At 73.3% G+C, this 20,813-nt stretch carries 17 protein-coding genes and 4 tRNA genes; 10 read left to right on the top strand and 11 right to left on the bottom strand.

Annotation, left to right across the window (positions count from 1 at the left end):
- Positions 1 to 6: 6 nt before the first annotated feature.
- The 5 genes from ACFV4G_RS16150 to ACFV4G_RS16130 all read right to left on the bottom strand — a co-directional run bounded on the left by ACFV4G_RS16150 (position 7) and on the right by ACFV4G_RS16130 (position 4,312).
- Positions 7 to 2,814 (bottom strand): helix-turn-helix transcriptional regulator, encoded by a 2,808-nt coding sequence (locus ACFV4G_RS16150; RefSeq protein WP_380440638.1) that lies wholly within the window; start codon positions 2,812 to 2,814, stop codon positions 7 to 9.
- Between the two features lie 704 nt (positions 2,815 to 3,518).
- Positions 3,519 to 3,592, bottom strand: a tRNA-Phe gene (locus tag ACFV4G_RS16145).
- 27 nt (positions 3,593 to 3,619) lie between these two features.
- Positions 3,620 to 3,693, bottom strand: a tRNA-Asp gene (locus ACFV4G_RS16140).
- 66 nt (positions 3,694 to 3,759) lie between these two features.
- Positions 3,760 to 3,832: transfer RNA gene (locus ACFV4G_RS16135), tRNA-Glu, on the bottom strand.
- A gap of 138 nt (positions 3,833 to 3,970) precedes the next feature.
- Entirely contained in the window at positions 3,971 to 4,312 is a 342-nt protein-coding gene (locus ACFV4G_RS16130; RefSeq protein ID WP_380440755.1) for a metallopeptidase family protein, read from the bottom strand.
- A gap of 70 nt (positions 4,313 to 4,382) precedes the next feature.
- Between ACFV4G_RS16130 and crcB (ACFV4G_RS16125) the strand changes: the two genes are divergently transcribed.
- The 6 genes from crcB (ACFV4G_RS16125) (at position 4,383) to ACFV4G_RS16100 (ending at position 10,062) form a co-directional block, all read left to right on the top strand.
- Positions 4,383 to 4,883: a fluoride efflux transporter CrcB gene (crcB, locus tag ACFV4G_RS16125; RefSeq protein WP_380440636.1), complete on the top strand. Its 501-nt coding sequence runs from the start codon at positions 4,383 to 4,385 to the stop codon at positions 4,881 to 4,883.
- 83 nt (positions 4,884 to 4,966) lie between these two features.
- Positions 4,967 to 5,353 carry a DUF190 domain-containing protein gene (locus ACFV4G_RS16120; RefSeq protein ID WP_380440634.1) on the top strand — a complete coding sequence of 129 codons (387 nt, stop codon included), beginning with the start codon at positions 4,967 to 4,969 and terminating at the stop codon, positions 5,351 to 5,353.
- Positions 5,350 to 5,724: a fluoride efflux transporter CrcB gene (gene crcB / locus ACFV4G_RS16115; protein WP_380440632.1), complete on the top strand. Its 375-nt coding sequence runs from the start codon at positions 5,350 to 5,352 to the stop codon at positions 5,722 to 5,724. Before ACFV4G_RS16120 ends, crcB (ACFV4G_RS16115) begins: the two co-directional genes overlap by 4 nt.
- Before the next feature lie 283 nt (positions 5,725 to 6,007).
- The gene (locus ACFV4G_RS16110; protein ID WP_380440630.1) at positions 6,008 to 6,715 is read left to right on the top strand and encodes a hypothetical protein; all 708 of its coding nucleotides are present in this window, start codon (positions 6,008 to 6,010) and stop codon (positions 6,713 to 6,715) included.
- A 195-nt stretch (positions 6,716 to 6,910) separates the two neighbouring features.
- Positions 6,911 to 9,004 carry a DEAD/DEAH box helicase gene (locus ACFV4G_RS16105; RefSeq protein WP_380440628.1) on the top strand — a complete coding sequence of 698 codons (2,094 nt, stop codon included), beginning with the start codon at positions 6,911 to 6,913 and terminating at the stop codon, positions 9,002 to 9,004.
- Between the two features lie 233 nt (positions 9,005 to 9,237).
- On the top strand, positions 9,238 to 10,062 hold the full coding sequence (locus ACFV4G_RS16100; RefSeq protein ID WP_380440626.1) for a TIGR02452 family protein: 825 nt from the start codon (positions 9,238 to 9,240) through the stop codon (positions 10,060 to 10,062).
- 16 nt (positions 10,063 to 10,078) lie between these two features.
- Here ACFV4G_RS16100 and ACFV4G_RS16095 read toward each other — a convergent pair whose 3' ends face one another.
- Both ACFV4G_RS16095 and ACFV4G_RS16090 read right to left on the bottom strand, forming a co-directional pair.
- Entirely contained in the window at positions 10,079 to 10,417 is a 339-nt protein-coding gene (locus ACFV4G_RS16095; protein WP_380440624.1) for a hypothetical protein, read from the bottom strand.
- A gap of 148 nt (positions 10,418 to 10,565) precedes the next feature.
- The gene (locus tag ACFV4G_RS16090; protein ID WP_380440622.1) at positions 10,566 to 11,660 is read right to left on the bottom strand and encodes a hypothetical protein; all 1,095 of its coding nucleotides are present in this window, start codon (positions 11,658 to 11,660) and stop codon (positions 10,566 to 10,568) included.
- Between the two features lie 122 nt (positions 11,661 to 11,782).
- Here ACFV4G_RS16090 and ACFV4G_RS16085 point away from each other — a divergent pair, with 122 nt between their 5' ends.
- Together ACFV4G_RS16085 and ACFV4G_RS16080 are read left to right on the top strand one after the other, a co-directional pair.
- Positions 11,783 to 12,937, top strand: a complete 1,155-nt coding sequence (locus tag ACFV4G_RS16085; RefSeq protein ID WP_380440620.1) for a low temperature requirement protein A — start codon at positions 11,783 to 11,785, stop codon at positions 12,935 to 12,937.
- Complete coding sequence (locus ACFV4G_RS16080) at positions 12,930 to 13,370, top strand: RICIN domain-containing protein (protein WP_380440618.1); 441 nt, start codon at positions 12,930 to 12,932, stop codon at positions 13,368 to 13,370. Before ACFV4G_RS16085 ends, ACFV4G_RS16080 begins: the two co-directional genes overlap by 8 nt.
- Positions 13,371 to 13,383: 13 nt before the next feature.
- Here the strand turns inward: ACFV4G_RS16080 and ACFV4G_RS16075 are convergent, their stop codons facing one another.
- The 4 genes from ACFV4G_RS16075 to ACFV4G_RS16060 all read right to left on the bottom strand — a co-directional run bounded on the left by ACFV4G_RS16075 (position 13,384) and on the right by ACFV4G_RS16060 (position 19,436).
- Entirely contained in the window at positions 13,384 to 16,536 is a 3,153-nt protein-coding gene (locus ACFV4G_RS16075) for a DUF3427 domain-containing protein (RefSeq protein WP_380440616.1), read from the bottom strand.
- Positions 16,537 to 16,600: 64 nt separating this feature from the next.
- The gene (locus ACFV4G_RS16070; RefSeq protein ID WP_380440614.1) at positions 16,601 to 17,302 is read right to left on the bottom strand and encodes a tyrosine-protein phosphatase; all 702 of its coding nucleotides are present in this window, start codon (positions 17,300 to 17,302) and stop codon (positions 16,601 to 16,603) included.
- A gap of 99 nt (positions 17,303 to 17,401) precedes the next feature.
- A complete protein-coding gene (locus tag ACFV4G_RS16065; protein ID WP_380440612.1) occupies positions 17,402 to 18,160 on the bottom strand; it encodes an SDR family oxidoreductase in 759 nt (252 codons plus the stop codon).
- A 52-nt stretch (positions 18,161 to 18,212) separates the two neighbouring features.
- Complete coding sequence (locus tag ACFV4G_RS16060) at positions 18,213 to 19,436, bottom strand: DNA glycosylase AlkZ-like family protein (protein WP_380440611.1); 1,224 nt, start codon at positions 19,434 to 19,436, stop codon at positions 18,213 to 18,215.
- A 183-nt stretch (positions 19,437 to 19,619) separates the two neighbouring features.
- Between ACFV4G_RS16060 and ACFV4G_RS16055 the strand changes: the two genes are divergently transcribed.
- Positions 19,620 to 20,390, top strand: coding sequence for a DNA polymerase beta superfamily protein (locus ACFV4G_RS16055; RefSeq protein ID WP_380440609.1), 771 nt, complete (start codon positions 19,620 to 19,622; stop codon positions 20,388 to 20,390).
- A 36-nt stretch (positions 20,391 to 20,426) separates the two neighbouring features.
- Positions 20,427 to 20,499, top strand: a tRNA-Lys gene (locus ACFV4G_RS16050).
- Positions 20,500 to 20,813: the final 314 nt, after the last annotated feature.

Genomic DNA, 20,813 nt, shown 5'->3' with positions numbered 1-20,813 from the left:
CAGCGCCTAGGCCGCCTCCCCGAACAGCGCGGCGCGCAGGCCGACCCGTCCGTCGATGCACAACTTCCGGTACGCGTGCGTCAGATGGAACTCCACCGTGCGCCGGGTGATGTAGAGCCGGGCCGCGATGTCCTCGTTGCTCAGCCCCTCGGCGGCCAGTCGGGCGATCCGCTGCTGACTCGGGGTCAGCGACTCCGGCCCGACCTGCGGGAGCCGCCGCGGGCGGGCGCCGGTGGCCAGCAGCTCGTTGTGCACGCGGCCCGCCAGCGCGGTGGCCCCGGCGGCCTGGGTGAGCGCGAGGGCCTGGCGCAACCGGGCCCGTCCGGCGTCCGTGTGCCCGGTGGCCGCGAGCAGGGTGCCGAGCGCCGTCACCGATCGGGCGAGCTCCAGCGGATCGGACGCGTTCTCCAGCAGCGCCACCGAGTCCTCCAGGCCCGTCCGGGCCAGCGCCCTGGGACCGACCAGCGCGGCCACCCGCAGGGCCCGGGCCAGCACCACCGGGGCACCCCAGGCGTGCGCCTGCTCCACCTCCTGGGCGGCGAACTCCTGGGCCGCCTCCGGGCGGTTCAGCCGGTGCTCGATGACCGCCGCCCGGGAGCGCCAGGCGATCCGGCCCGGATTGTCCCCCCAGAGCTCCTCCATGAGCCGTCCGCACTCCATGAGGTCCCGCAGCGCCGCCGCGGCCTGCCCCTGGGCCATGCGCACGCGCGCGCGGGCCTCCAGGAAGTACGGCCACGTCCAGCCGGCGTGGCCGGCGGCCCCGGCGACGCGTTCGACGAGCTCCGCCGCGGCCTCGACCCGGTCGGTCTCCAGCAGGACCTGCACGGCGGCCGCGACGACGTGCGGCAGGTACGGGTGCGGCTCGTCCGACAGGGCCAGGGCGTGCTCGGCCTCGTCCAGGGCCGCGGCCAGCTCACCGGTCCGGTGGCGCAGCCGTGCCCGGACCGCGGCCGTCACCGCCCGCGCGGCCGGCGGCCAGTGCGCGAGGTCGGCCGCCCGGATCTCCGAGGCCCCGCGACGGGCGGTCTCGATCCGGTCGGCGTCGAGCAGGGCGGTCACGGCCAGCACGGCGGTCTGGGCCTGGTCCTGCGCCGGGTGGAACCCGCGCAGGGCGTTCCCGGCGAGTTCTCCGGCACGGTCGGCGCCGTCCAGGGCGATCACGGACCGCATCGCGAGCGCCGCCAGCAGCCCGCGCTCGTCCGGCGTCCGGCCGGTGGGCTCCGCCCGCGGCCCGCGGGTGGTCAGGGAGCCCCAGCAGGCGGGCCGTCCCCCGTCGGGAATGACGGCGCGCAGGCTCAGGATCGGCAGCAGCAGCCGGTTCGTGTCGGAGAGTTCCGCCGCCGTGCGGTCGAGCAGGTCGATCGCCGGGCGGGGCAGCCCCGACTGGACCAGGGCGCGGGCGAGCAACGGCACGAACTCCGCCCGCTGCTCGGGATCGGTGCTCAGGGTCTCGGCCTCGCCGAGGTGCCGCACGCAGTCGTTCAGGTCGCTGTGGGCCTCGGCGGTGCCCAGCTCCACCAGGAGCCGGTGCCGGACCTCCGTCGAGGCGGTCTCGGTGAGCGCGTGCCGGAGGAAGCGGACGGCCGCGGCCGTGTCGCCCCGCTCGCCCGCGGACCGTGCGGCCCGGCGCAGCACCTCCACCCGCCACGGCTCGCCGGTGCTCGCGCCGGCCACCACGTGGGCCGCGATCCGTTCCGCGGCCGCCCGGGCCCGGAACAGCGCCCGTGCGGTGTCGGCGTGCGCGATGGCCCGGTCGGTGGCCGCGAGCAGGCCGGCGAGCGACTCCGAGACCTGCGGGTGGCAGAACCGCCCGGCCGGACCGGCGGCGAGCAGCCCGCTGCCCTCCAGGGCGGTCACCGCATGGTCGAGCAGCGGCTGTTCCAGCCCGGTGACGGTCCGCAGGACGTCGGTCCCGGTGTCGACGCCCAGTTCGGCCAGCAGACCGGCCACCCGCAGCACCACGGGCGGCTCCCGGCGGAGCAGGGCCCGCAACGCGGTCGGCAGCACCCGCTCACCGACCGCGCCGGGGCGAACGAGCCCGGTGGTCTCCGGCAGCCCGCCCGTCCTGCCCAGCTCGCGGACCAGGGCGGCGACCAGGGCGGGGTTGCCCCCGGTCATCGCGTGGAACTCCGGGCCGAACGCCTCGGCGGCCCCGGGACCGACGCCCTCGGCGACGACCCGGGCCGCGCCCTCCACGGTCAGCAGCCCGGGCTGGACCACCCGGCACGCCGGGTGCTGCATCAGCTCGTGGACCAGCTCACCGCCGGCGTTCGGCAGCGAGCCCCGGGAAACGACGGCGAGCTGCACCGGGACGTCGTCCAGTCGGCGCGCCAGGAACGCCAGCCACTGGGACGAGTACTCGTCGGCCCAGCAGACGTCGTCCACCGCCAGGACCACCGGCCGCTCCTCGGCCAGCTGCAGGACGGGTGCGCACAGCGACGCCAGCCGGTCGAAGTCGGCGGCCGCCGAACCGGGCTCGGGCATCCGGTAGGGCATCCCCTCCAGCACCGCCTCCGCCTTCTGCGCGGCGGCCGGGCGCCGCGCGGCCGGTGCGCCGAGCACGGGAGCGAGGAGCTGGCGGACGGCGCCGAAGTGGAAGTCGCGCTCGACGATGCTGCAGCGGGCCCTCAGCACCGTCATCTCCTGGTCCCGCGCCTCCCGGCCCAGGGCGTCGAGGAGAGCGGTCTTCCCCAGCCCCGAGGGGCCGTCGACCACGGTGACGGCCGCGCGCCCGGACCGGACCTCGGAGAGCGCGTCGAGCAGTTCCCGGAACTCATTGCCCCGATCGGCGAGAAAGGTCCTTGATTGCGCCAATGCATTCCCCCGAAATTGCATTCATGGCTGCGCCGCCGCGGCGCGATGCGATGGGGATCGCGACCTCGGCGTAGCCGTTCCACGGTGTTCCTGGGAGATCCCCGCACCGATGTCGGCCGCGCTGTGAATTCAGTGGAACCGTAGCCCGTTCCACTGACAACCGCGCGCATCCCCCCAGATGAGCGGAACTATACCGCACCAGGTCACAGGGGTGACCGGGCGTCAGGGCGGCTGCACATGACATTCAAATCCGCCGGGTCTGCATATTTATGCGACGCTCTGGAAAATTCGAAATCAGGGCCGCATTATTCACCGGATGCGGACGTATAAACGGCCTTTGAAAACGGTGCTGCGCGCACGGTCCGGAGGCCGCATATCCCGGCGTCGGACGAAGGGCGGGCCGTTGGTGGTCGATGTGGCCGGCCGTCGGCGCTCGAAGGGCCGGCCAGGCGTCCCACCGGTGTGCTCCGGGGGTTGGGGGCCCTGGCGGGTCCTCTGGCGCCCCCTGGTGCCCCCGGGCGTCCTCCGGCTCGAAGGGCCCGCTCGGCCCGCTCCGGGGGCCGTGGTGGCGGGTGTGGCGGGTGCGGTGGACGGGGTGCGGCGGAAGGCGGAGATCATGATCCGCGTCACACGGCCCGCCTGCTGATGGCACGCGCAAACGGCGAAGGCCCCGGAGAGTGATCTCTCCGGGGCCTTCCTGGCGGTGGCCAGGGCCGGGGTCGAACCGGCGACCTTCCGCTTTTCAGGCGGACGCTCGTACCAACTGAGCTACCTGGCCGTACTGCACCGTCTCTTGCGAGACGAGCGATCCCGACGGGACTTGAACCCGCGACCTCCACCTTGACAGGGTGGCGAGCTAACCAACTGCTCCACGGGACCTTAGGTGGCTGGTGGGCCACCAGGTCTTGCGGCACTGCACTTTACTACGGGTACTGCGGTACTGCGTGCCCCCAACGGGATTCGAACCCGTGCTACCGCCTTGAAAGGGCGGCGTCCTGGGCCACTAGACGATGAGGGCTTGCGGCCTGTCCCGCTGTGTTCCAGCGTTCGGGGACGTCGAGAAGCATATGGGATGTCGGGCGGATCGCCAAAACGGGTTCCGGCCGGGTGGAGCGGCGGCCGGTCGGGCCGGGTGCCGGCGCCCCTCCGGGAGGGGTCAGGACCAGCCGAGGTCGTGGAGCTCGTGGTCGTCGAAGCCGAAGTGGTGGGCGACCTCGTGGATCACGGTGATGCGGACCTCCTCGACGACCTCCTCGCGGGTCTCGCAGTGCCGGAGGGTGGGACCGCGGTAGATGATGATCCGGTCCGGGAGGACCCCGGCGTACCACTCGCCGCGCTCGGTGAGCGGGGTGCCCTCGTAGAGGCCGAGGAGCTCGGGGTCGGCGGGGTCCGGCTCGTCCTCGACGAACACCGCGACGTTGTCCATCATGGCCGCGAGCTGCGGGGGAATCAGGTCGAGCGCGTCGCCGACCAGCGTCTCGAACTCTTCCCGGGTCATCTCCACCGGATCATTGTCGGTTCTGGGACGGGGGCGTGCCAGGTGGTGGGAGCCGGTGTTTCATGGCCCTATGACGACCTCGGACGGGACGGTGGACGACGTGGCACGGACGGTGCCGCCGGTCGCGGCGGTGGCGCGGCCGCGCCTGCCGGTGCTGCGCGGGCAGGGGCCGGCCGTCGCGGTGATCGCGCTGGGCGGGGCGGTCGGCGCGGTGGCCAGGTACGCGGCCGGGCTGGCGTGGACGGACGGGCCGAGCGCGTTCCCGTGGACGACGCTGCTGATCAACGTGGTCGGCTGCGCGGTGATCGGGGTCTTCCTGGTGGCGATCACCGAGGGCCGCCCGGCGCACCCGCTGCTGCGGCCGTTCTTCGGGACGGGCGTGCTGGGCGGGTTCACCACGTTCTCGACGTACGCGGTGGACATCCGGCGCCTGATCGAGGCGGACCGGCTCGGCCCCGGCCTGGCGTACCTCGGGCTGACGCTGGCGGGGGCGCTCCTCGCGGTCTGGACGGCGGCCGTGGTGACGCGGCGTCTGATCCACCGCGGCGCTTGGGAAGGCGGTGGGGCATGAGTGACGTGAGCGAGCGGAGCGAGCGAACAGACCAAGAGGTGCGCGTTTCGCGAAGCGACCGCCGAGCGCAGCGAGGCGGGCGCATGAGCGGCCCCGCGCTGCGGCTGACGGTGCTGGTCGGGGAGAACGACCGCTGGCACCACCGGCCGCTGTACAGCGAGATCGTGCACCGGGCGCGCGCCGCCGGGCTGGCCGGGGCGAGCGTCTTCCGGGGGATCGAGGGGTTCGGGGCGTCGTCGCTGGTGCACACGACGCGGCTGCTGTCGCTGAGCGAGGACCTGCCGGTGGCGGTGGTGATCGTGGACGAGGAGCAGCGGGTGCGGGGCTTCCTGCCGCAACTGGACGAGTTGGTCGCCGAGGGGCTGGTGGTGCTCGACCCGTGCGACGTCGTGCGGTACGTCGGGCGGACGGGTTCGGCGGGCGCGGCCGGTGCGGCCGGTGCGCCCGGGGCCGGGGAGGACGGGAAGTGAACTGGCTGTTGGTGGTGGCGGGGGCCGTGGTCGGGGCGCCGATGCGGTACCTGACGGACCGGGCGGTGCAGTCCCGGCACGACTCGGTGTTCCCGTGGGGGACGTTCGTGGTGAACGTCGTCGGCTGCGCGGTGCTGGGCCTGGTGACCGGTGCGGTCGCGGCGGGGGCCGCGTCCCCGCACGTCCAGTTGCTGGTCGGGACGGGGTTCTGCGGGGCGCTGACGACGTATTCGACGTTCTCGTACGAGACGCTGCGGCTGGTGGAGACCGGGGCCGGGCGGTACGCGGTGGCGAACGTGGCCGGCAGTCTGGCGGCCGGCCTGGCGGCGGTCTACGCGGGGGCGGAGCTGGCCTCGGCGCTCTGGGGGTGACGCTCTGGGGGTGACTTGATGGGGTGGCGCTCTGGGCTGACGCTCTCGGGAGTGACGGGCCGCCGTTCTGCGCTCCCCCGCAGGGGTGAATTCCAACCGACACGCGTTTGAACCACCGGCGTTGGGCCGGGTGGTTGGCGGCCGGCGGCTTCCTCGTGCGCCGCCCGTGTCCCGCCGGGCCCGGCGCGCGTTGGGCACCGGGAGCGGCCGCGCGCATGGGGCGGCCAGGGTGGGGCGGTAGAGAGGGAGCTCGGTGGCTTCGGTGCGGGCGGTTCGGACGGCGGTGCGTACGGTTTCGGCGCGGGCGCAGGCGGCGGAGCAGGCGCGGGGCGCGCACCTGCGGACCGGTGTGGTGCGGGCGGCGGCGTTGCTGGCGGTGGCCGGGCTGGGGTTGACGGGGTGCATGTCGGTCGGCCCGGCGGCGGAGGAGAAGCCCGGCGGCGTCGCGCCGGTGGGCCAGGCCGGTCCGGCGGCCAAGCCGGGGGCGACGGGCGGCCCCTCGGCCCCGGCGGGCGGCGGGCACCTCGGGGGTGCGTCCGGGCGCTCGGAGCGGCAGGGGGGCTCGCAGACGGAGAACGCGCCTGCCGGGGGCACGTCACAGGCTCCGGGCGAGCCGGCGCCCGGCGCGAACGCGGCCACGGCGGGCGTGATCCCGGTACCGGGCGCCCCCGCGGCGGAGGGATCGCCGGGCGCGAACGGCGCGGCCGGGGGCGTGAGCGCCAGCCCCGCACCCAAGCCGGGCGGCGGCTCGTCGGCGGGCGGCGGAACGGCGGGCACGGGCGGCTCGGCGGGCTCCGGCGCCGGTGGCACCGGCGAGGGCCGGTCCGGCGGCGGCACTTCGGGCGCCCCTTCGGCCACGCCCAGCGCTCACCCGTCCACGACCCCCGAGCCCGAGCACTCCTCGCCCGCCGCGACCGTCCCGCCGGCCCCGGAACCGTCCTCCGGCAGCTCCGGTTCCTCGGCCCCGAGCCCCCGCCCGGCCCCGCATTAGGGGGATGGCCAGGGCATTTGCCTCCGATCCCGAGGATCCTCTATGGTGGTAGATCGTTCGTTTGATTCATTTGTCTGGCGCCCTACTCCCATCTGGCGCCCTTGGCGCGTACCGGCGATCCGTGGCTGACCGCATAGAGGCGGTTGTGAAACAGAACCCCGGACTTTGGCGCGTGCCACTTCCGGAAGGTTTTGCATGTCTCTCGTTGACGACGCCCGCTTCGCCATGCCCGCGAGCGAGTCCGCCGCCGATGTCACCACCACCCCCGAGTCCGACGCCGTCGAGGCCGTCGAGACCACCGAGACCGAGGTCGTCGAGGTCGTCGAGACCGACGCCGTCGAGTCCGCCGAGCCCACCATCACCTTCGGCGACCTGGGCCTGCACGACGACGTCGTGCGCGCCCTCGCCAAGCGCGGCGTGACCACCCCGTTCCCGATCCAGGCCGCGACCATCCCGGACGCCCTGGCCGGCAAGGACGTGCTCGGCCGCGGCCGCACCGGCTCCGGCAAGACCCTCAGCTTCGGTCTGCCGCTGCTCACCCGCCTCGCCGACGGCGAGCGCACCAAGCCCAAGCACCCGCGCGGCCTGATCCTCGTCCCGACCCGTGAGCTGGCCATGCAGGTGGCCGACGCGCTGGAGCCGTTCGGCTCGGTGCTCGGGCTCAAGCTCAAGGTCGTCTGCGGCGGCACCTCGATGTCGAACCAGATCTACGCGCTGGAGCGCGGCGTCGACATCCTGGTCGCCACCCCCGGCCGTCTGCGCGACCTGCTGAACCGCGGCAGCGCCAAGCTGGCCGACGTCCGCACCGTCGTGCTCGACGAGGCCGACCAGATGGCCGACATGGGCTTCCTGCCCGAGGTCACCGAGATCCTCGACCAGGTGCCGGCCGGCGGCCAGCGCCTGCTGTTCTCCGCCACCCTGGAGAACGAGATCGACACCCTGGTCAAGCGCTACCTGAAGAACCCGGTCACCCACGAGGTCGACCCGTCGGCCGGCGCCGTCACCACCATGACCCACCACATCCTCGTGGTGAAGCCCAAGGACAAGGCGCCGATCACCAACGCGATCGCCGCCCGCAAGGGCCGCACGATCATCTTCGTCCGCACCCAGATGGGCGCCGACCGCGTCGCCGAGCAGCTCATCGAGGCCGGCGTGAAGGCCGACGCGCTGCACGGCGGCATGACCCAGGGCGCCCGCACCCGCGTCCTCGGCGACTTCAAGGACGGCTACGTCAACGTCGTCGTCGCCACCGACGTCGCCGCCCGCGGCATCCACGTCGACGGCATCGACCTGGTCCTCAACGTGGACCCGGCCGGCGACCACAAGGACTACCTGCACCGCTCCGGCCGCACCGCGCGGGCCGGCCGCTCCGGCGCCGTCGTCACCCTGGTGCTGCCGCACCAGCGCCGCGGCGTCTTCCGCCTCATGGAGGACGCGGGCGTCGACGCCAGCCGCCACATCCTGGACCACGCGTTCGACGCCGAGGTCGCCAAGATCACCGGCGCCCGCTCGCTGACCGAGGTGCAGGCCGAGAGCGCCGCGAACATCGCCGGTGCCGCCGAGCGCGAGCTCGCCGACATGACCCGCCAGCTGGAGCGCGCGCAGCGCCGCGCCACCGAGCTGCGCGAGGAGGCCGACCGCCTCGCCGCCCGTGCGGCGCGCGAGCGGGCCGAGCTGGGCATCGAGGACGAGGCCCCGGCCGCGGAGGACGACACCGTCGCCGAGGGTGCCCCGGCCGCCGACGCCGCGGTCGCCGTGCCGGCGCAGTCCGGCCCGGCCGCCGAGGAGCGGACCCCGGCCTACCGCGAGGCCCGCAGCGAGCGTCCGGCCTTCGGCCGCGACCGTGACCGCGACGACCGTCGTTCGGGCGGTTTCGACCGTGACCGCGGTGGCTTCGGCGGCCGTGACCGTGACGACCGCGGCGCCCGCTCCGGTGGCTTCAACCGTGACGACCGCGGCGACCGCGGTGCCCGTTCCGGTGGCTTCAACCGTGACGACCGCGGCGGCTTCAACCGTGACCGCGACGACCGTGGCGGCCGTTCCTTCGGCGACCGTCCGGCCCGCTCCTTCGGCGACCGCCCGTCCTTCGGCCGTGACCGCGACGAGCGCGGCAGCAGCAGCCGTCCGTTCGCGCGCCGTGACGACCACCGCTCCGGCGGCCGTCCGCAGTCCTCGGGCTTCGGCGGCGGTCGTGACCGCGACGACCGCGGTGCCCGCTCCGGCGGCTTCAACCGCGAGGACCGCGGCGGCTTCAACCGCGACGACCGCAAGCCGCGCTGGAAGAACTGAACCCGTACCGCCGGTAGTTGACGAAACCGCCGGCTGACGGACGAAGGGCCCGCTCCACTTGGTGGAGCGGGCCCTTCGGCGTTCCCCCCGGAACTTCCCCGGCGTCCCCCCTGGGTCCCCGATATCCCCCGATACCCCCCTGGGACCCTCTGGACGTTTCCCCCCGAGGTGTTGTTCTTGGAGTGAGAATAACCTGTGGCGCGGGCTGAGGGAAGTCCATTAGCGTCGGGCCCATGAGCAGCAGACTGCACGGTGTGGCCGTGGTGAACGAGGAGATCGCCGCGCGGGGGAGCTACCGGGCGACCGGGGGCGAACTCGTCGAGGTGGGCGATCAGTTGGCGGCGGCCCGGGCCGGGACGGTGTCGTACGCGCCGGCCGCGCTGGACGCCCTCCTACGGGCCGGCAGCCCCGGTCCCGGGCCGGGCCGCGGGGCGGTCGAGGTGACGGCCGAGGGCAGCGTCCAGGCCGCGCGGCGCCTGGTCGAGGCCGGCGCGGGACCGGTCGGGGTGCTCAACTTCGCGTCCGCGCGCAACCCCGGCGGCGGATACCTGCGCGGCGCCCGCGCCCAGGAGGAGGACCTCTGCCGCAGCGCGCTCCTCTACACCTGCCTGCTGGAGGCGCCCGACTACTACGAGGCGCACCGCGCCTCCACCGACCTCCGGTACAGCCACCGGGTGATCGTCTCGCCCGGCGTGCCCGTCGTCCGGGGCGAGGGCGGCGCCCTCCTCGCCCGGCCCTACCCCGTCACGTTCCTGACCTCGCCCGCGCCCAACGCGGGCCAGCTGGCCCGGCGTTCGCCCGGCGTCGACGTCCGCGGCGTGCTCGCCGAGCGGGCCGTGCGGGTGCTCGCGGCGGCGGCCCGGCACGAGGTCCGCACGCTGGTGCTCGGGGCATGGGGCTGCGGCGTGTTCGGCAACGACCCGGCGGAGGTCGCCGAGGCCTTCGAGGGCGCGCTGGCCCGGTACGGGGCCGCCTTCGAGCGCGTCGTGTTCGCGGTGTGGGACCGCTCGCCGGTGTCGGCGAACCGGGCCGCGTTCGAGGCCCGGTTCACCGGCTGAGCGCTTCGGCGGCCGGTCAGGCCTCGGCGCGGCCGGACAGCGCCGTCGCCACGGCCGAGGCGGCGGCGACCACCCCGGTGACGGCGAACACGGACGGCCACGCGCCGATCCGCTTCGCCAGCGGGTGCGAGCCGCCGAAGGCCACCACGTACAGCCCGGTCAGCACGGCCGCCGTCCGCGCGCCCGAACGGCGGTGCCACTGCGCGGCCGCCCCGGCACCGGCCACCGCCAGCACCGCGCCGCCCAGCTCGCGCCGCCCGGTCCAGCGGGCCACGCCGTAGCCGCCGACCAGGCCGCTCGCGGCGGTCAGGGCGGCGGGCGCGCCGTCCGCGATCACGTTCGGGACCTTCGCCATCGTCGACTCCACTCGTCCGCTCGGGGGGATGCGTTCCGGCTTCCGACCATAACCCCACGCGCTCGGGCGCCCGCTCGCGGCCCTTGGTGCCTAGTGCCGTGGCCCTTGGTGCTTACTGCCGTGGTCCTTGGTGCTTACTGCCGTGGTCCTAGCGGAACGCCTGCGCGGCGGTCTGCGCGGGCACCGTCCGCGACAGCCGCTCGGCCGCCTCCGCCGGGGACAGCACGCGCTCCAGCCGCAGGTCGCCCGGGAGGTCCGGGATGAACCGGCCCGCCGACCACGTCCGCTCGTACGGCTGCGGCTCCAGCACCAGCGTCCGAACACCGTCCAGCACCGGGATGTCGGCCGGCGTCCCCTCGTTCCAGAGCCACGAGCCGTCCGGCGCCACCAGGTTGAACGCGCCGGCCGCGATCAGGCGGCGGCCGTCCGGGTGCGCCGTGCGGCACAGCGCCACGACCTCCGGGTCCTGCCGGACGCCCGGCAGGTGGCCGCCGCCGATCAGCACGTCGGCGAGGAGCGTGTGCAGCTGGAAGGTGTCGCTCAGGCCGTCCATGCGGAGCAGGTAGCCCGTGCCCGTCGGCCGGTCCAGCACCAGCAGCGGTTCGTCGTCGAGCACCTGGGCCAGGTACGAGAGGCCCTTGAGGTCGTGCCGCTCACCGCCGTACCGGGCGATCAACTCCAGCAGCACGGCCGTCACGCCCGAGGCGCGCGCCTCCGCCCGCACCGGCGCGTGCGCCAGCACCGCCCACGCGGCGCGCTGCCACAGCTCCAGCGTCCACCAGCCGACGACGGCCAGGTGCGCCTGCCAGGCGTCCAGGACGGCCGGATCCGCGATCCGCCCGTGGGCCGCGCCCGGGTCGTCCTCCTCCGGATCGGGCAGCGGACCGCCGCCCGTCGCCTCCCACCGTTCCACGAGCCGCTGCGCGCCCGTCAACGCGCCCCGCAGACCGGCCAGCACCGGGCCCGCGCACGCCGACGGATCGGCGCCCCGCTCGACGCAGGCGCCCACGAGCATCGCCAGGTGCGAACGCGGGAACGGCGGCGCGTCCGGCAGCAGCGCCGCCAGCCGGGGCCCGGCGGTCGCCACCTCCTCCGGGCCGGCCGGGCCGAAGAGCCCGCCGACCAGGCCGAGCGCCGGGCCGAACCGCTCCTCGTCCTCCGCCGCGACCACCGCCTCCAGGACGGCCACCGCCTCGGCGAAGGTGGGCTGCTGATGGGGCGTGGGGGTGTGCTGGGAGGCCATTCGCCGCAGCATAGGCGGCGGGCCGTGCGGGGAGCGGAGCGGGGGCCGTACGGGGCCGCATGGGGTGCGTGCGTTGGCAGAAGCAGCGGCGCGGCGAAGGCACCGTGACGCATACTCACGCGGTGACTGCGCCCCATCCGATACGAGTCCCCGGCCCCGGCACCGAGGCGGAACCCGCCCTGAAGGTCGCCCCGCTCGAACTCTTCCTCGACCTCGTCTTCGTCTTCACGATCACCCAGCTCACCGGCAGCCTGGCCCACCACCTCACCGTCGACGGCCTCGTCCAGGTGCTCGTCATGCTGGCGGTCATCTGGTGGATGTACGACGCCTTCATCTGGCTCACCAACGCCATGCCGCCCAGCAACCACCGCCGGCGCGGCCTCCTCATGCTCGCCATGGGCGCGTTCCTGGTGATGTCGCTGTCCGTCCCGCACGCCTTCGAGGGCAGCGGCGTCGCGTTCGGCTGGGCGTACCTGGTGGTCGTCGCCGTGCACACCGGCATGTTCGCGGCCTCCGGCGTCGCGCTGCCCGCCGTGTTGCGGATGGGCGGGGCCAACCTGGTGGGCGGCGCGCTGGTCGTGACCGGCGGCTACTGCACGGGCACCCTCCAACTCGCCTTCTGGGCCGCCGCCTTCGCCATGCAGTTCGTGACCCCGCGGGTCGCCCGGCTGCCCGAGTTCCGGCTCCGCGCCGACCACTTCGTCGAACGCCACGGACTGATCGTGATCATCGCCTTCGGCGAGTCCGTCATCGCGATCGGCGTCGGCGCCGGCGGCCTGGACCTCACCCTGCCCCTCGTCGCCGTCGCCCTGCTCAGCCTCGCCGTGTGCGTCGGGCTCTGGTGGGCCTACTTCGGGCACGACGACGACGCCCGCGCCGAGCATCACATGGCCGCCCTCACGTCCGCGCGCCGCAACTGGACCGCCGTCACCGTCTACTACCTCGGGCACGGCGGACTCCTGCTCGGCATCCTGCTGTTCGCCGCCGGGGTCAAGTCCGCCGTCGCCCACCCGGGGGCCCCGATCACCCTCCCGCAGGCCGGCGCCCTCGCCGGCGGCATCGCGCTCTACCTCGTCGTCAACACCGCCGTCCGCCGCACCTTCCGCCTCACCCCGAACGCGCCCCGGCTCGTCGCGGCGGTGCTCCTGCTCGCCACCGTCCGGCTCGGCACCACCGTCTCCGCCCTCGCCCAGGTCGCGGCCACCGCCACCGTCCTCGCCGCCGCCTTCACCTACGAAGCCCGTCGGTCCCCGGTGGCAGACTTCCCCCGTGACTGACACCGCGATCACGGACGGCGCCTACCTGATCCGCAACGCCGCCGACGGCCTGCTCCTCGAAGTCGCCGACGGCAGCCGCCGCAGCGGAGCCCGCATCCGCTGCGGCGAGGCCACCGGCACCGACGCCCAGCTCTGGCACCTCACCGCCGTCCACCCCGGCGGCGCCCTCTACCACCTGGAGAACGCCAACAGCGGCAAACGCCTCGACGTCACCAACGCCTCCCCCGACGACGGCGTCCCCATCCAGCAGTGGTCCGCCAACGCCTTCGGCGCCCAGGAATGGCTCCTCGAACACCACGACGACGCCCCGGGCACCTACACCATCACGAGCTTCATCAGCGGCAAACCCCTGACGGCCACCGAGGGCGGGGTTGAGCAGCGGGAGGACACCGACTCCCCGACACAGTGGTGGCACCTGGAACGCCGGGGGTAAGCGGTGGGGGGTGTCAGCCGGCGGTGACGGAGGTGAAGTGCTGCACGTCCGCCGGCAGCGGGGTGTGCAGCTTCCACGTCACTGCCATTGGCTTCCCGCCTTCGTGGGAAACGTAGTCGGCCGGTCCCAGCAGGACGTACGGGTTCGGTCGACCGATCTCGTTCTCCGTTTCCCGACGGACGAACAGCAGCACGGCACTGCCGTTCTCCCGGTGGTTCTGGTAGCGCCGGCCGGTTGGCGAGGTCGGGGACGTTTGGTTCTGCGAATCCCAGTGGAAGAGTTCCTCGTTGAGAGCGAAGTCGCGGTAGCGGGTGTTCTCCGAGAAGCTCTTTTCGTCCTTCTCGATGGTGATCATGAGGGCGTCGGTTTTGACCTTGGGGCACCAGGCCACGCCCGCGTTGTGCTTCGCGGGCAGGTACTTTCCCAGCTCCGCCCATTGCAGCGCTGCAAGCAGTTCGGGCCGGCTGTAGTGAGCATGGACGGCCAGCGGCTGGGACGACAGCGCGCTGAGGTCAGTCAGCAAGGGCCTGGGGGCGTAGGTCGTCGTTTCGAGGCCGTGGGCGAAGACCTCGCGCAGCTCGCTCCGGAGCGCTCGATGAGCCTTGAGGGTTCGCAGGCCCTCGGCGATGGAGGAGAATTTTTCACCGTCCGGCCACAGGGCGAAGAAGAGCATCGCCGCGTACGTTTGCATGCGGGGGTCGAGCTCGGTGAAATCGGGGGCGTCGTCGTCCGTGAGCTTGAGGTAGGCCTCGACGCGCTCGGGGTCGTCGACCTGGGCGAGCGTGACGACCCGCTCGAGCAGCTTCCGTTCCTCGGGGCTCTGTGCGTCTTCGCCGAGGCCCGCCCGGAACCGGATCTCCGTCCAGGAGTGCTTCGCGCGGTAGACCTCGAGGAGACTCCGGCCCGTCCTGCCGAGATAGCCGGCCAGGGCCGTGTCCCCGTGCTGTCGCACTTCTTGGGCGAGCGTTTTGACGTTCGCGTTGAGCTGTTCCTTGATGTTCTTGAGGACGATGTCCTTCGACACTCGGTCGAGAAGGATCTGGCAGCCCTCGGGGAGCGTCGGGAAGTCCTGTTCGAGATCGCGCTGGATGCCTTGCTTCGTATGCCCGGTGAGTGCCCGGAAGCGGTCTTCAAAGCGGAATTCCTGACGCTGGAATCCGATGAAGTCCAGGACCGTGAGCACGCTCTTGCCCTCGGCACGGCGCAGCCCGCGGCCGAGCTGCTGCAAGAAGATCGTGGCACTGGAGGTGGGGCGCAGCAGGAGCAGGGTGTCGACGCTGGGGATGTCGAGTCCCTCGTTGAAGAGATCGACGGAGAAGAGCACCTGTACGTCGCCGCTCTCAAGACGCTTGAGGGCTTTCTCCCGCTCCGCGCTCGGTGTCTCGCCCGACAGTGAGAGTGCGTTGAGGCCTGCGGCGTTGAACGCGTCAGCCATGTACTGGGCATGGCGTACGGAGACGCAGAAGCCGAGCGCCCGCATGTTGAAGGGGTCGCTGACCTTGTCCTGGACGGCGTTCAGGACGTGGTGGGCCTGCGTGTTCGACCGGGTGAGGAGCCTCGTCAGTTCGGCGCGGTCATAGCTGCCCTGTCGCCAGCCCACCCCCCGCAGGTCGGTGTTGTCGTGCACGCCGAAGTAGTGGAACGGGGAGAGCAAGCCGTCGGCGAGCGCTTGCCAGAGGCGTAGTTCGGCGGCCACGCGGCCCTCGAAGAACTCGTCCTGGACCCGCACGCCGTCAGCTCGCTCGGGGGTGGCGGTGAGTCCGAGGAACTCGCGTGGCGTGAAGTGCTCGATGATCGCCCGGTACGTGTCGGCGGCGGCGTGGTGGAACTCGTCGATGACCAGGACGTCGAAGTGGTCGGCCGGGTACGAGACGCCTCCTCCTGCGGTCAGCGACTGGATGCTGGCGAAGACGTGCCGCCCCTCCTTGGGCCGCTTCCCGTCGACGTAGAGCTCGCCGAAGTTCCCGTTGCCCACGACCGATCGGTACGCTCCAGCGGCCTGTTCGAGGATCTCCTTGCGGTGTGCGACGAAGAGGAGCGTGGGCTCCTTGCCGAGCGTCTTGGCCAGTTCCTTGTAGTCGAAGGCGGCCAGCCACGTCTTGCCGGTTCCCGTGGCGGAGACGAGGAGGTTGTGGTGGTGCCCGTGGACTGCACGGGCCCGGTCCAGCTCTTCGAGCATCTCCCGTTGGTGGGGAAGGGGCCGCATTTCGACCTTGGCCAGGTCGAGCGTGCGGCCACCGTTCCGGTCCCACGGCTTGCCGGCCGCCTCCAGGGCGCGGTCGAGCTCGTCCGCGTCGCGGTCGGGGTCGTACGACTTGAAATCGGGGTTGCTCCAGTAGGAGTCGAACGTGGCCGCGAACTTCCGCAGCACCGTCGGCGAGGCGACGTTCGAGAGGCGGACGTTCCATTCCAGTCCGTCCAGGAGAGCCGCCTTCGAGAGGTTCGAGCTACCGACGTACGCGGTGTGAAAGCCGGTGTTCCGGCGGAACAACCATGCCTTGGCGTGCAGGCGGGTGGTGTACAACTCGTAGTTGACCTTCACCTCGGCCCCGAAGTCCCGGACCAGTCGGTCGAGTGCCCGGCGCTCGGTCGCACCCATGTACGTCGTGGTGATGACCCGGATCGGAACGTTGCGCTGTTGCGCTTGGCGCAGTTGCTCTTCGATGACCCGAAGCCCGTGCCACTTCACGAAGGCGCAGAGCAGGTCGACGCGGTCGGCGGTGGCCAGTTCTGCGCGCAGTTCGCTGCCGAGGCTCCGCTCCTCGGGGGCGTTCGTCAGCAGGGCGTTCTCGGAGAGCGGGGTCAGCGGGCGGACCTGGAAGACGCCCGCGGCCTGCTCCTCGACCACCGCGATGAGCTCCTTCGGGCCCGCCTTGATCTGGTGGCCCGTGTCAGCGTCGTTGGCGGAGGCAAGGGCGGTCAGTATCCGGTTCGCCACGTCGACGCGCTGCTTGGGATCCACGGCCCTGAGCGCCCGTTCGACCTCGGTGCCGATGTGCCTGGCCAGGACGAACGGTGCCGACTCAGAGGTCACCTCACGCTCGACGGTGTGGAAGCCGGACTCCTTGAGGCCCTCGAGCCGGTCGGCGAGATCGACCGTCACGACGCTCTCGTAGAGGCCGGGCGCGATGGACTGTCGTTGAGCGATCGGGTCCGACACTGACATCTCCTGACGCCTACGAAGCGGTTGGAGACCGTTCTAGCAGTTGGCCCCGACAGGGCCCACCGAGTTACCCGAGGTTGGTGCGGAGGGCGGTGAGGTCGGTGTCGGTGATGCCGTGGGGGGCGAGGTAGGCGGGGATGGAGCCGTGGTGGGTTTCGATCCAGGCGAGGGAGGAGGCGAGGAGGGCGGCGGAGACCGGGCGGGAGACGCGTTCGGTGCCGGTTTCGTCGACGTACGGGGTGGGGCCGTCGAGGAGGCCGAGGCCGGCGTTGGAGCGCAGGAAGTCGGCGGTGATCTCGGCCTCGGAGGCGCCGAGGAGGGACTGGACGACCGCGATGGTGAGGCCGGTGCGGTCCTTGCCGACCGCGCAGTGGACGACGGCCGGGACGGCTTCCGGGGCGGCCAGGCGGCGGACGGTCGCGGCGATCGACGGGCCGCCGGTGCGGGCCATGAAGGGGTAGAGCGCGGCCTGGTCCTCGGGCCACGGGTGCTCGTCGTCCTCGCGGTCGGCGGGGAGGGTCGGCACGTGGAGGGTCTCGTGGTCGAGGCCGTGCCGCAGGTCGGGCCAGACCTCCAGCTCGAACGCGCTGCGCAGGTCGACCACGGTGCGCAGGCCGAGGGCCTTGAGGCGCCGGGCGCCTTCCTCGGTGAGGGTGTGGAAGGAGCCGGAGCGGTAGAGCACACCGCGGCGGAGGGTGCCGATGCCCCCGGCGTCGCGGAAGTTGCGCACGCCGGGGATGTCGATGAAGGCGTCGATGGCGTCGGTCATGGCACCACGGTACGGGTGCGGGCGGTGGTGGCGGAAGGAAACCGGAGGAGGCCTTTCGGTGCCGCCGGGTGACGTCCGGTCACCTCGGGCGGACCGTTCTCAGCGTCCGCCGGCGACGTCCAGGAACGCGCCCGTCATGTACGACGAGGCGGGGGAGAGGAGGAAGAGGATTGTCTCGGCGACCTCCTCCGGCCGCCCGCCGCGCCCCATCGGCAGGGTGGGGCCGACCCGGTCGACCCGGCCGGGCTCGCCGCCCAGGGCGTGGATGCCGGTGTGGATCAGCCCGGGGCGGACGGCGTTGACGCGGATGCCCTCGGCGGCGACCTCCAGCGCGAGGCCGCGGGTCATCGAGTCGACGGCGCCCTTGGCGGCGGCGTAGTCGACGTACTCGTTCGGCGAGCCGAGCCGGGAGGCGGCCGAGGAGACGTTGACGACGGCGCCGCCGCGACCGCCGTGCCGGGTGGACATCCGGCGGACGGCCTGCGCCGCGCACAGGAACGGGCCGGTGATGTTGGCCGCCCAGATCCGGTTCAGCCGCTCCTCGTCGAGGTCTTCGAGCCGGCACTGCCGCTCCAGCGTGCCCGCGTTGTTCACCAGGCCGGTGAGCGGCCCGAGTTCGGCGTCCACGGTGGCGAACAGCCGCTCCACCTCGGCGGTGCGGGTGACGTCCGCCCGGACGGCGACGGAGGTGCCGCCCTCGGCCCGGATGGCGGCCACGACGGCGTCCGCCGAGGCCTCGTCGGCCCGGTAGTTGACGCACACGTGGTGGCCGCGGCGGGCGGCGAGCAGGGCGGTGGCGGCACCGATGCCGCGGCCCGCGCCGGTGACGAGCAGGACCTCGGGGGGAGTGGTCGACATGTCCGTACGCTATCCGGTGACCCGCTACGCGGTGGGCGTCACCGGGTGGCCGCTACCGGGTGGCCCGGTCCGTGGTGCCTGCCGCCGCCCGTAGGGCCGCGATCTTCGGCGCGCGGCTCTTCGGCGAGTCGAGGCTGAACCCGCGCGCGTCGCCGAGCTCGTCGCGGACGAACGCCTCGGTGCGGGCCACCGCCTCGCGCAGCGCGTCGTCCGGCGGCACGAAGGACTGGTGGACGATCTCCGCGCGCTCGGTGTCGTACTCCCACAGCCCGACGATCCGGCCCCGGTCGAGCACCACGTGGGTCTGCGGGTCGGCCTCGCTGCCGAACGACCGCCCGGCCCGGCCGGCGTGCAGCGGGCGTGCGGCGTCGGCGGGGTCGAGCAGCCGGGGCAGGTCGCGGTGCAGGAGGTGGATGCCGTCGATGCCCGCGAGCAGGGTGTAGCGCGGCTCGGCGGGGATCCTGAACTCGGCATACTCGTCCAGCAGTTCGGACGGCATCAGGAATTCCGAGCCGGGTGCGAGCGGGACCAGCCCGGCCTCGGCGACGGCCCGGCGGGCGGTGGCCGCGGTGAAGCCGGAGAACCAGCGGAAGTGCCGCAGGGTGGCCGGGGCGGCCCAGGAGAAGTAGCGGCGGGCGAGGTCGACGGTGCCCCCGGCGACCGGCTGGTCCCAGCCCACGTAGCCGTAACGCTGCTGGTCCAGACGGCCGTTGACGGGCACCCGGCGGATCCGTCCGCGCGACTGCATCAGCCCGAGCGCGAGCGGCAGCGTCGTCGAGACGCCGCGTTTCTTCCCCGCCTCGCCGAGCGACCGGACGGCGTCGCCGACCTCCTCCCGGATCGACGTCGGGTCCAGCGGCTCCGCCTCCGACAACACGCGCTCGATGGCCAGGCAGAGCTTCTCCACCTCGTCCCGGCCGACCCCCAAGTGCTTCTCCGCGGAGGTCAGTTCGGCCGCCGGTCCGGCGGCGCCGGCGGCCAGCCCGAGCGCGAAGTCGGCGGCCGGCAGGACGTAGGTGCAGCCGCGCGCCGCCGGCAGCTCGTGCACCTCCAGCCGCGCCACGGCCGCGTCCACCGCCGCCCGGCGGAGCCCGGCCCGGGCGAACAGCCCCAGGTACGGGGCCGCGCCGCCCACCGACCGCGCCCACCCGGTGGCGGCCAGCACCTCGGCGGCGGGTGCGCCGGGGTGCGGGCGGTCCAGCCACTGGCGGTGCGACCACCAGGCGCGCAGTTTCGCGGTGTCGGCGTCGGTGCGGGTCTCCGGTCCGTGCTCCATGGGGCCAGTATCGGCCGACGGGCGGGCCCCGAGCAGGAAATCGGTCGCCCGGCGCGGCCGGGCTCGGGGAGGATGCGATCACCACCGCCACGGCCGACCGAGCTGTTCGAGAGGAGAACGCGCATGCCCGTAGTGCCCATGGCTGCCGCAGTGCCCGCAGTGCCCGCAGTGCCCGTAGTGCCCATGGCCTCCGCAGTGCCCGTAGCGCCCGTAGCGCCCGGGGCCGTCCTGCTCGCCGGCATCGTCGGCTCGACCGCGTACGGCTTCGCCCACGCCGGCTCCGACATCGACCGGCTGGGCCTGTTCGCCACCCCCACCGAGGAGTTGCACGGCCTGCACCGCCCGGCCGAGTCGCACGTGACCACCCGGCCGGACGCCACCCTGCACGAGGCCGCCAAGTGGTGCCGTCTCGCGCTCTCCTGCAACCCCACCGCGTCCGAACTCGTCTGGCTGCCCGACGACCTATACGAGACGCGCACCCCGCTCGGCGACGAACTCATCGGCATCCGCGGCTCGTTCCTCAGCGCGCCGGCCGTCCGGAACGCCTACCTCGGCTACGCGGACCAGCAGTTCCGCAAGCTGCTGACCCGCGACACCACGGACGCCGCCGCGCGGCGCCGCGCCGCCAAGCACGCCCGCCACCTGGTGCGGCTCGTCGAACAGGCCGTCCACCTGCACGAGACCGGCACCAACCTCGTCCGCCTGCCCGACCCCGAACGCATCCGCGACCTCGGCGAACGCATCGCCGACGACCCGGATGCCGCCCGCCCCGTCCTCGTCGCGGCCGCCGACCGCCTCGACCGTCCCGGCGTCCTGCCCGCCGCCCCCGACCAGCGCCCCGCCGAGGCCTGGCTCCGCCGGGTCCGCGCCGCCCACTACACCCCGCCCCCGGCACCCCCGGCCCCCGGCGAGTCCCTCCAATCCACTGGCGGACCCCTGGGGCCCACCGGGTAGGATCGCGGTGGCCCTCCCCACACGGGGCAGGGTCGCGGGCCACTAGCTCAATTGGCAGAGCTGCGGACTTTTAATCCGTAGGTTCAGGGTTCGAGCCCCTGGTGGCCCACCGTGCGAAGAGGCGGTCCGACCTCCTCCGACCTGCGGTCCGGCACTGCGGCTGCTCGATGCGGCTGCGGTGCCGCTGCGTTTTCGGGGCCGTGGAGGGGTGGCGCCGGAGGCAATAGGTCGGTCATGCCTTCGTCTCAGCTCTGTCGCGAGGGGTTCGCCGGGCGGTCGAAGGTTGGTAGAACTGGAACAGGCATGTCTGGTCGGACGGACGGGGGAACGGTATGAAGTTCGACATGGGGAACCAGGCGCTGCAGACGCTGATGTCGGGGTCGAAGACCTCGAACCAGGATCTGGGTGCGCTGGTCAAGCAGC

The sequence above is a fragment of the Kitasatospora sp. NPDC059747 genome (genome assembly GCF_042732955.1).
Taxonomy (GTDB): Bacteria; Actinomycetota; Actinomycetes; order Streptomycetales; family Streptomycetaceae; genus Kitasatospora.
Note: the sequence above shows the minus strand (reverse complement) of the source record. Positions and strands in the feature narration are given on the sequence as shown.

What these genes read in the sequence shown, in the direction of transcription:
- ACFV4G_RS16095 (WP_380440624.1), bottom strand. Translation starts at nt 10,417, where the DNA reads ATGGCGAAGGTCCCGAACGTGATCGCGGACGGCGCGCCCGCCGCCCTG.
- ACFV4G_RS16060 (WP_380440611.1), bottom strand. Translation starts at nt 19,436, where the DNA reads ATGGAGCACGGACCGGAGACCCGCACCGACGCCGACACCGCGAAACTG.
- ACFV4G_RS16130 (WP_380440755.1), bottom strand. Translation starts at nt 4,312, where the DNA reads ATGACCCGGGAAGAGTTCGAGACGCTGGTCGGCGACGCGCTCGACCTG.
- ACFV4G_RS16055 (WP_380440609.1), top strand. Translation starts at nt 19,620, where the DNA reads ATGGCCTCCGCAGTGCCCGTAGCGCCCGTAGCGCCCGGGGCCGTCCTG.
- ACFV4G_RS16105 (WP_380440628.1), top strand. Translation starts at nt 6,911, where the DNA reads ATGTCTCTCGTTGACGACGCCCGCTTCGCCATGCCCGCGAGCGAGTCC.
- ACFV4G_RS16070 (WP_380440614.1), bottom strand. Translation starts at nt 17,302, where the DNA reads ATGACCGACGCCATCGACGCCTTCATCGACATCCCCGGCGTGCGCAAC.
- crcB (WP_380440636.1), top strand. Translation starts at nt 4,383, where the DNA reads ATGACGACCTCGGACGGGACGGTGGACGACGTGGCACGGACGGTGCCG.
- ACFV4G_RS16120 (WP_380440634.1), top strand. Translation starts at nt 4,967, where the DNA reads ATGAGCGGCCCCGCGCTGCGGCTGACGGTGCTGGTCGGGGAGAACGAC.
- ACFV4G_RS16075 (WP_380440616.1), bottom strand. Translation starts at nt 16,536, where the DNA reads ATGTCAGTGTCGGACCCGATCGCTCAACGACAGTCCATCGCGCCCGGC.
- ACFV4G_RS16065 (WP_380440612.1), bottom strand. Translation starts at nt 18,160, where the DNA reads ATGTCGACCACTCCCCCCGAGGTCCTGCTCGTCACCGGCGCGGGCCGC.
- ACFV4G_RS16100 (WP_380440626.1), top strand. Translation starts at nt 9,238, where the DNA reads ATGAGCAGCAGACTGCACGGTGTGGCCGTGGTGAACGAGGAGATCGCC.
- ACFV4G_RS16090 (WP_380440622.1), bottom strand. Translation starts at nt 11,660, where the DNA reads ATGGCCTCCCAGCACACCCCCACGCCCCATCAGCAGCCCACCTTCGCC.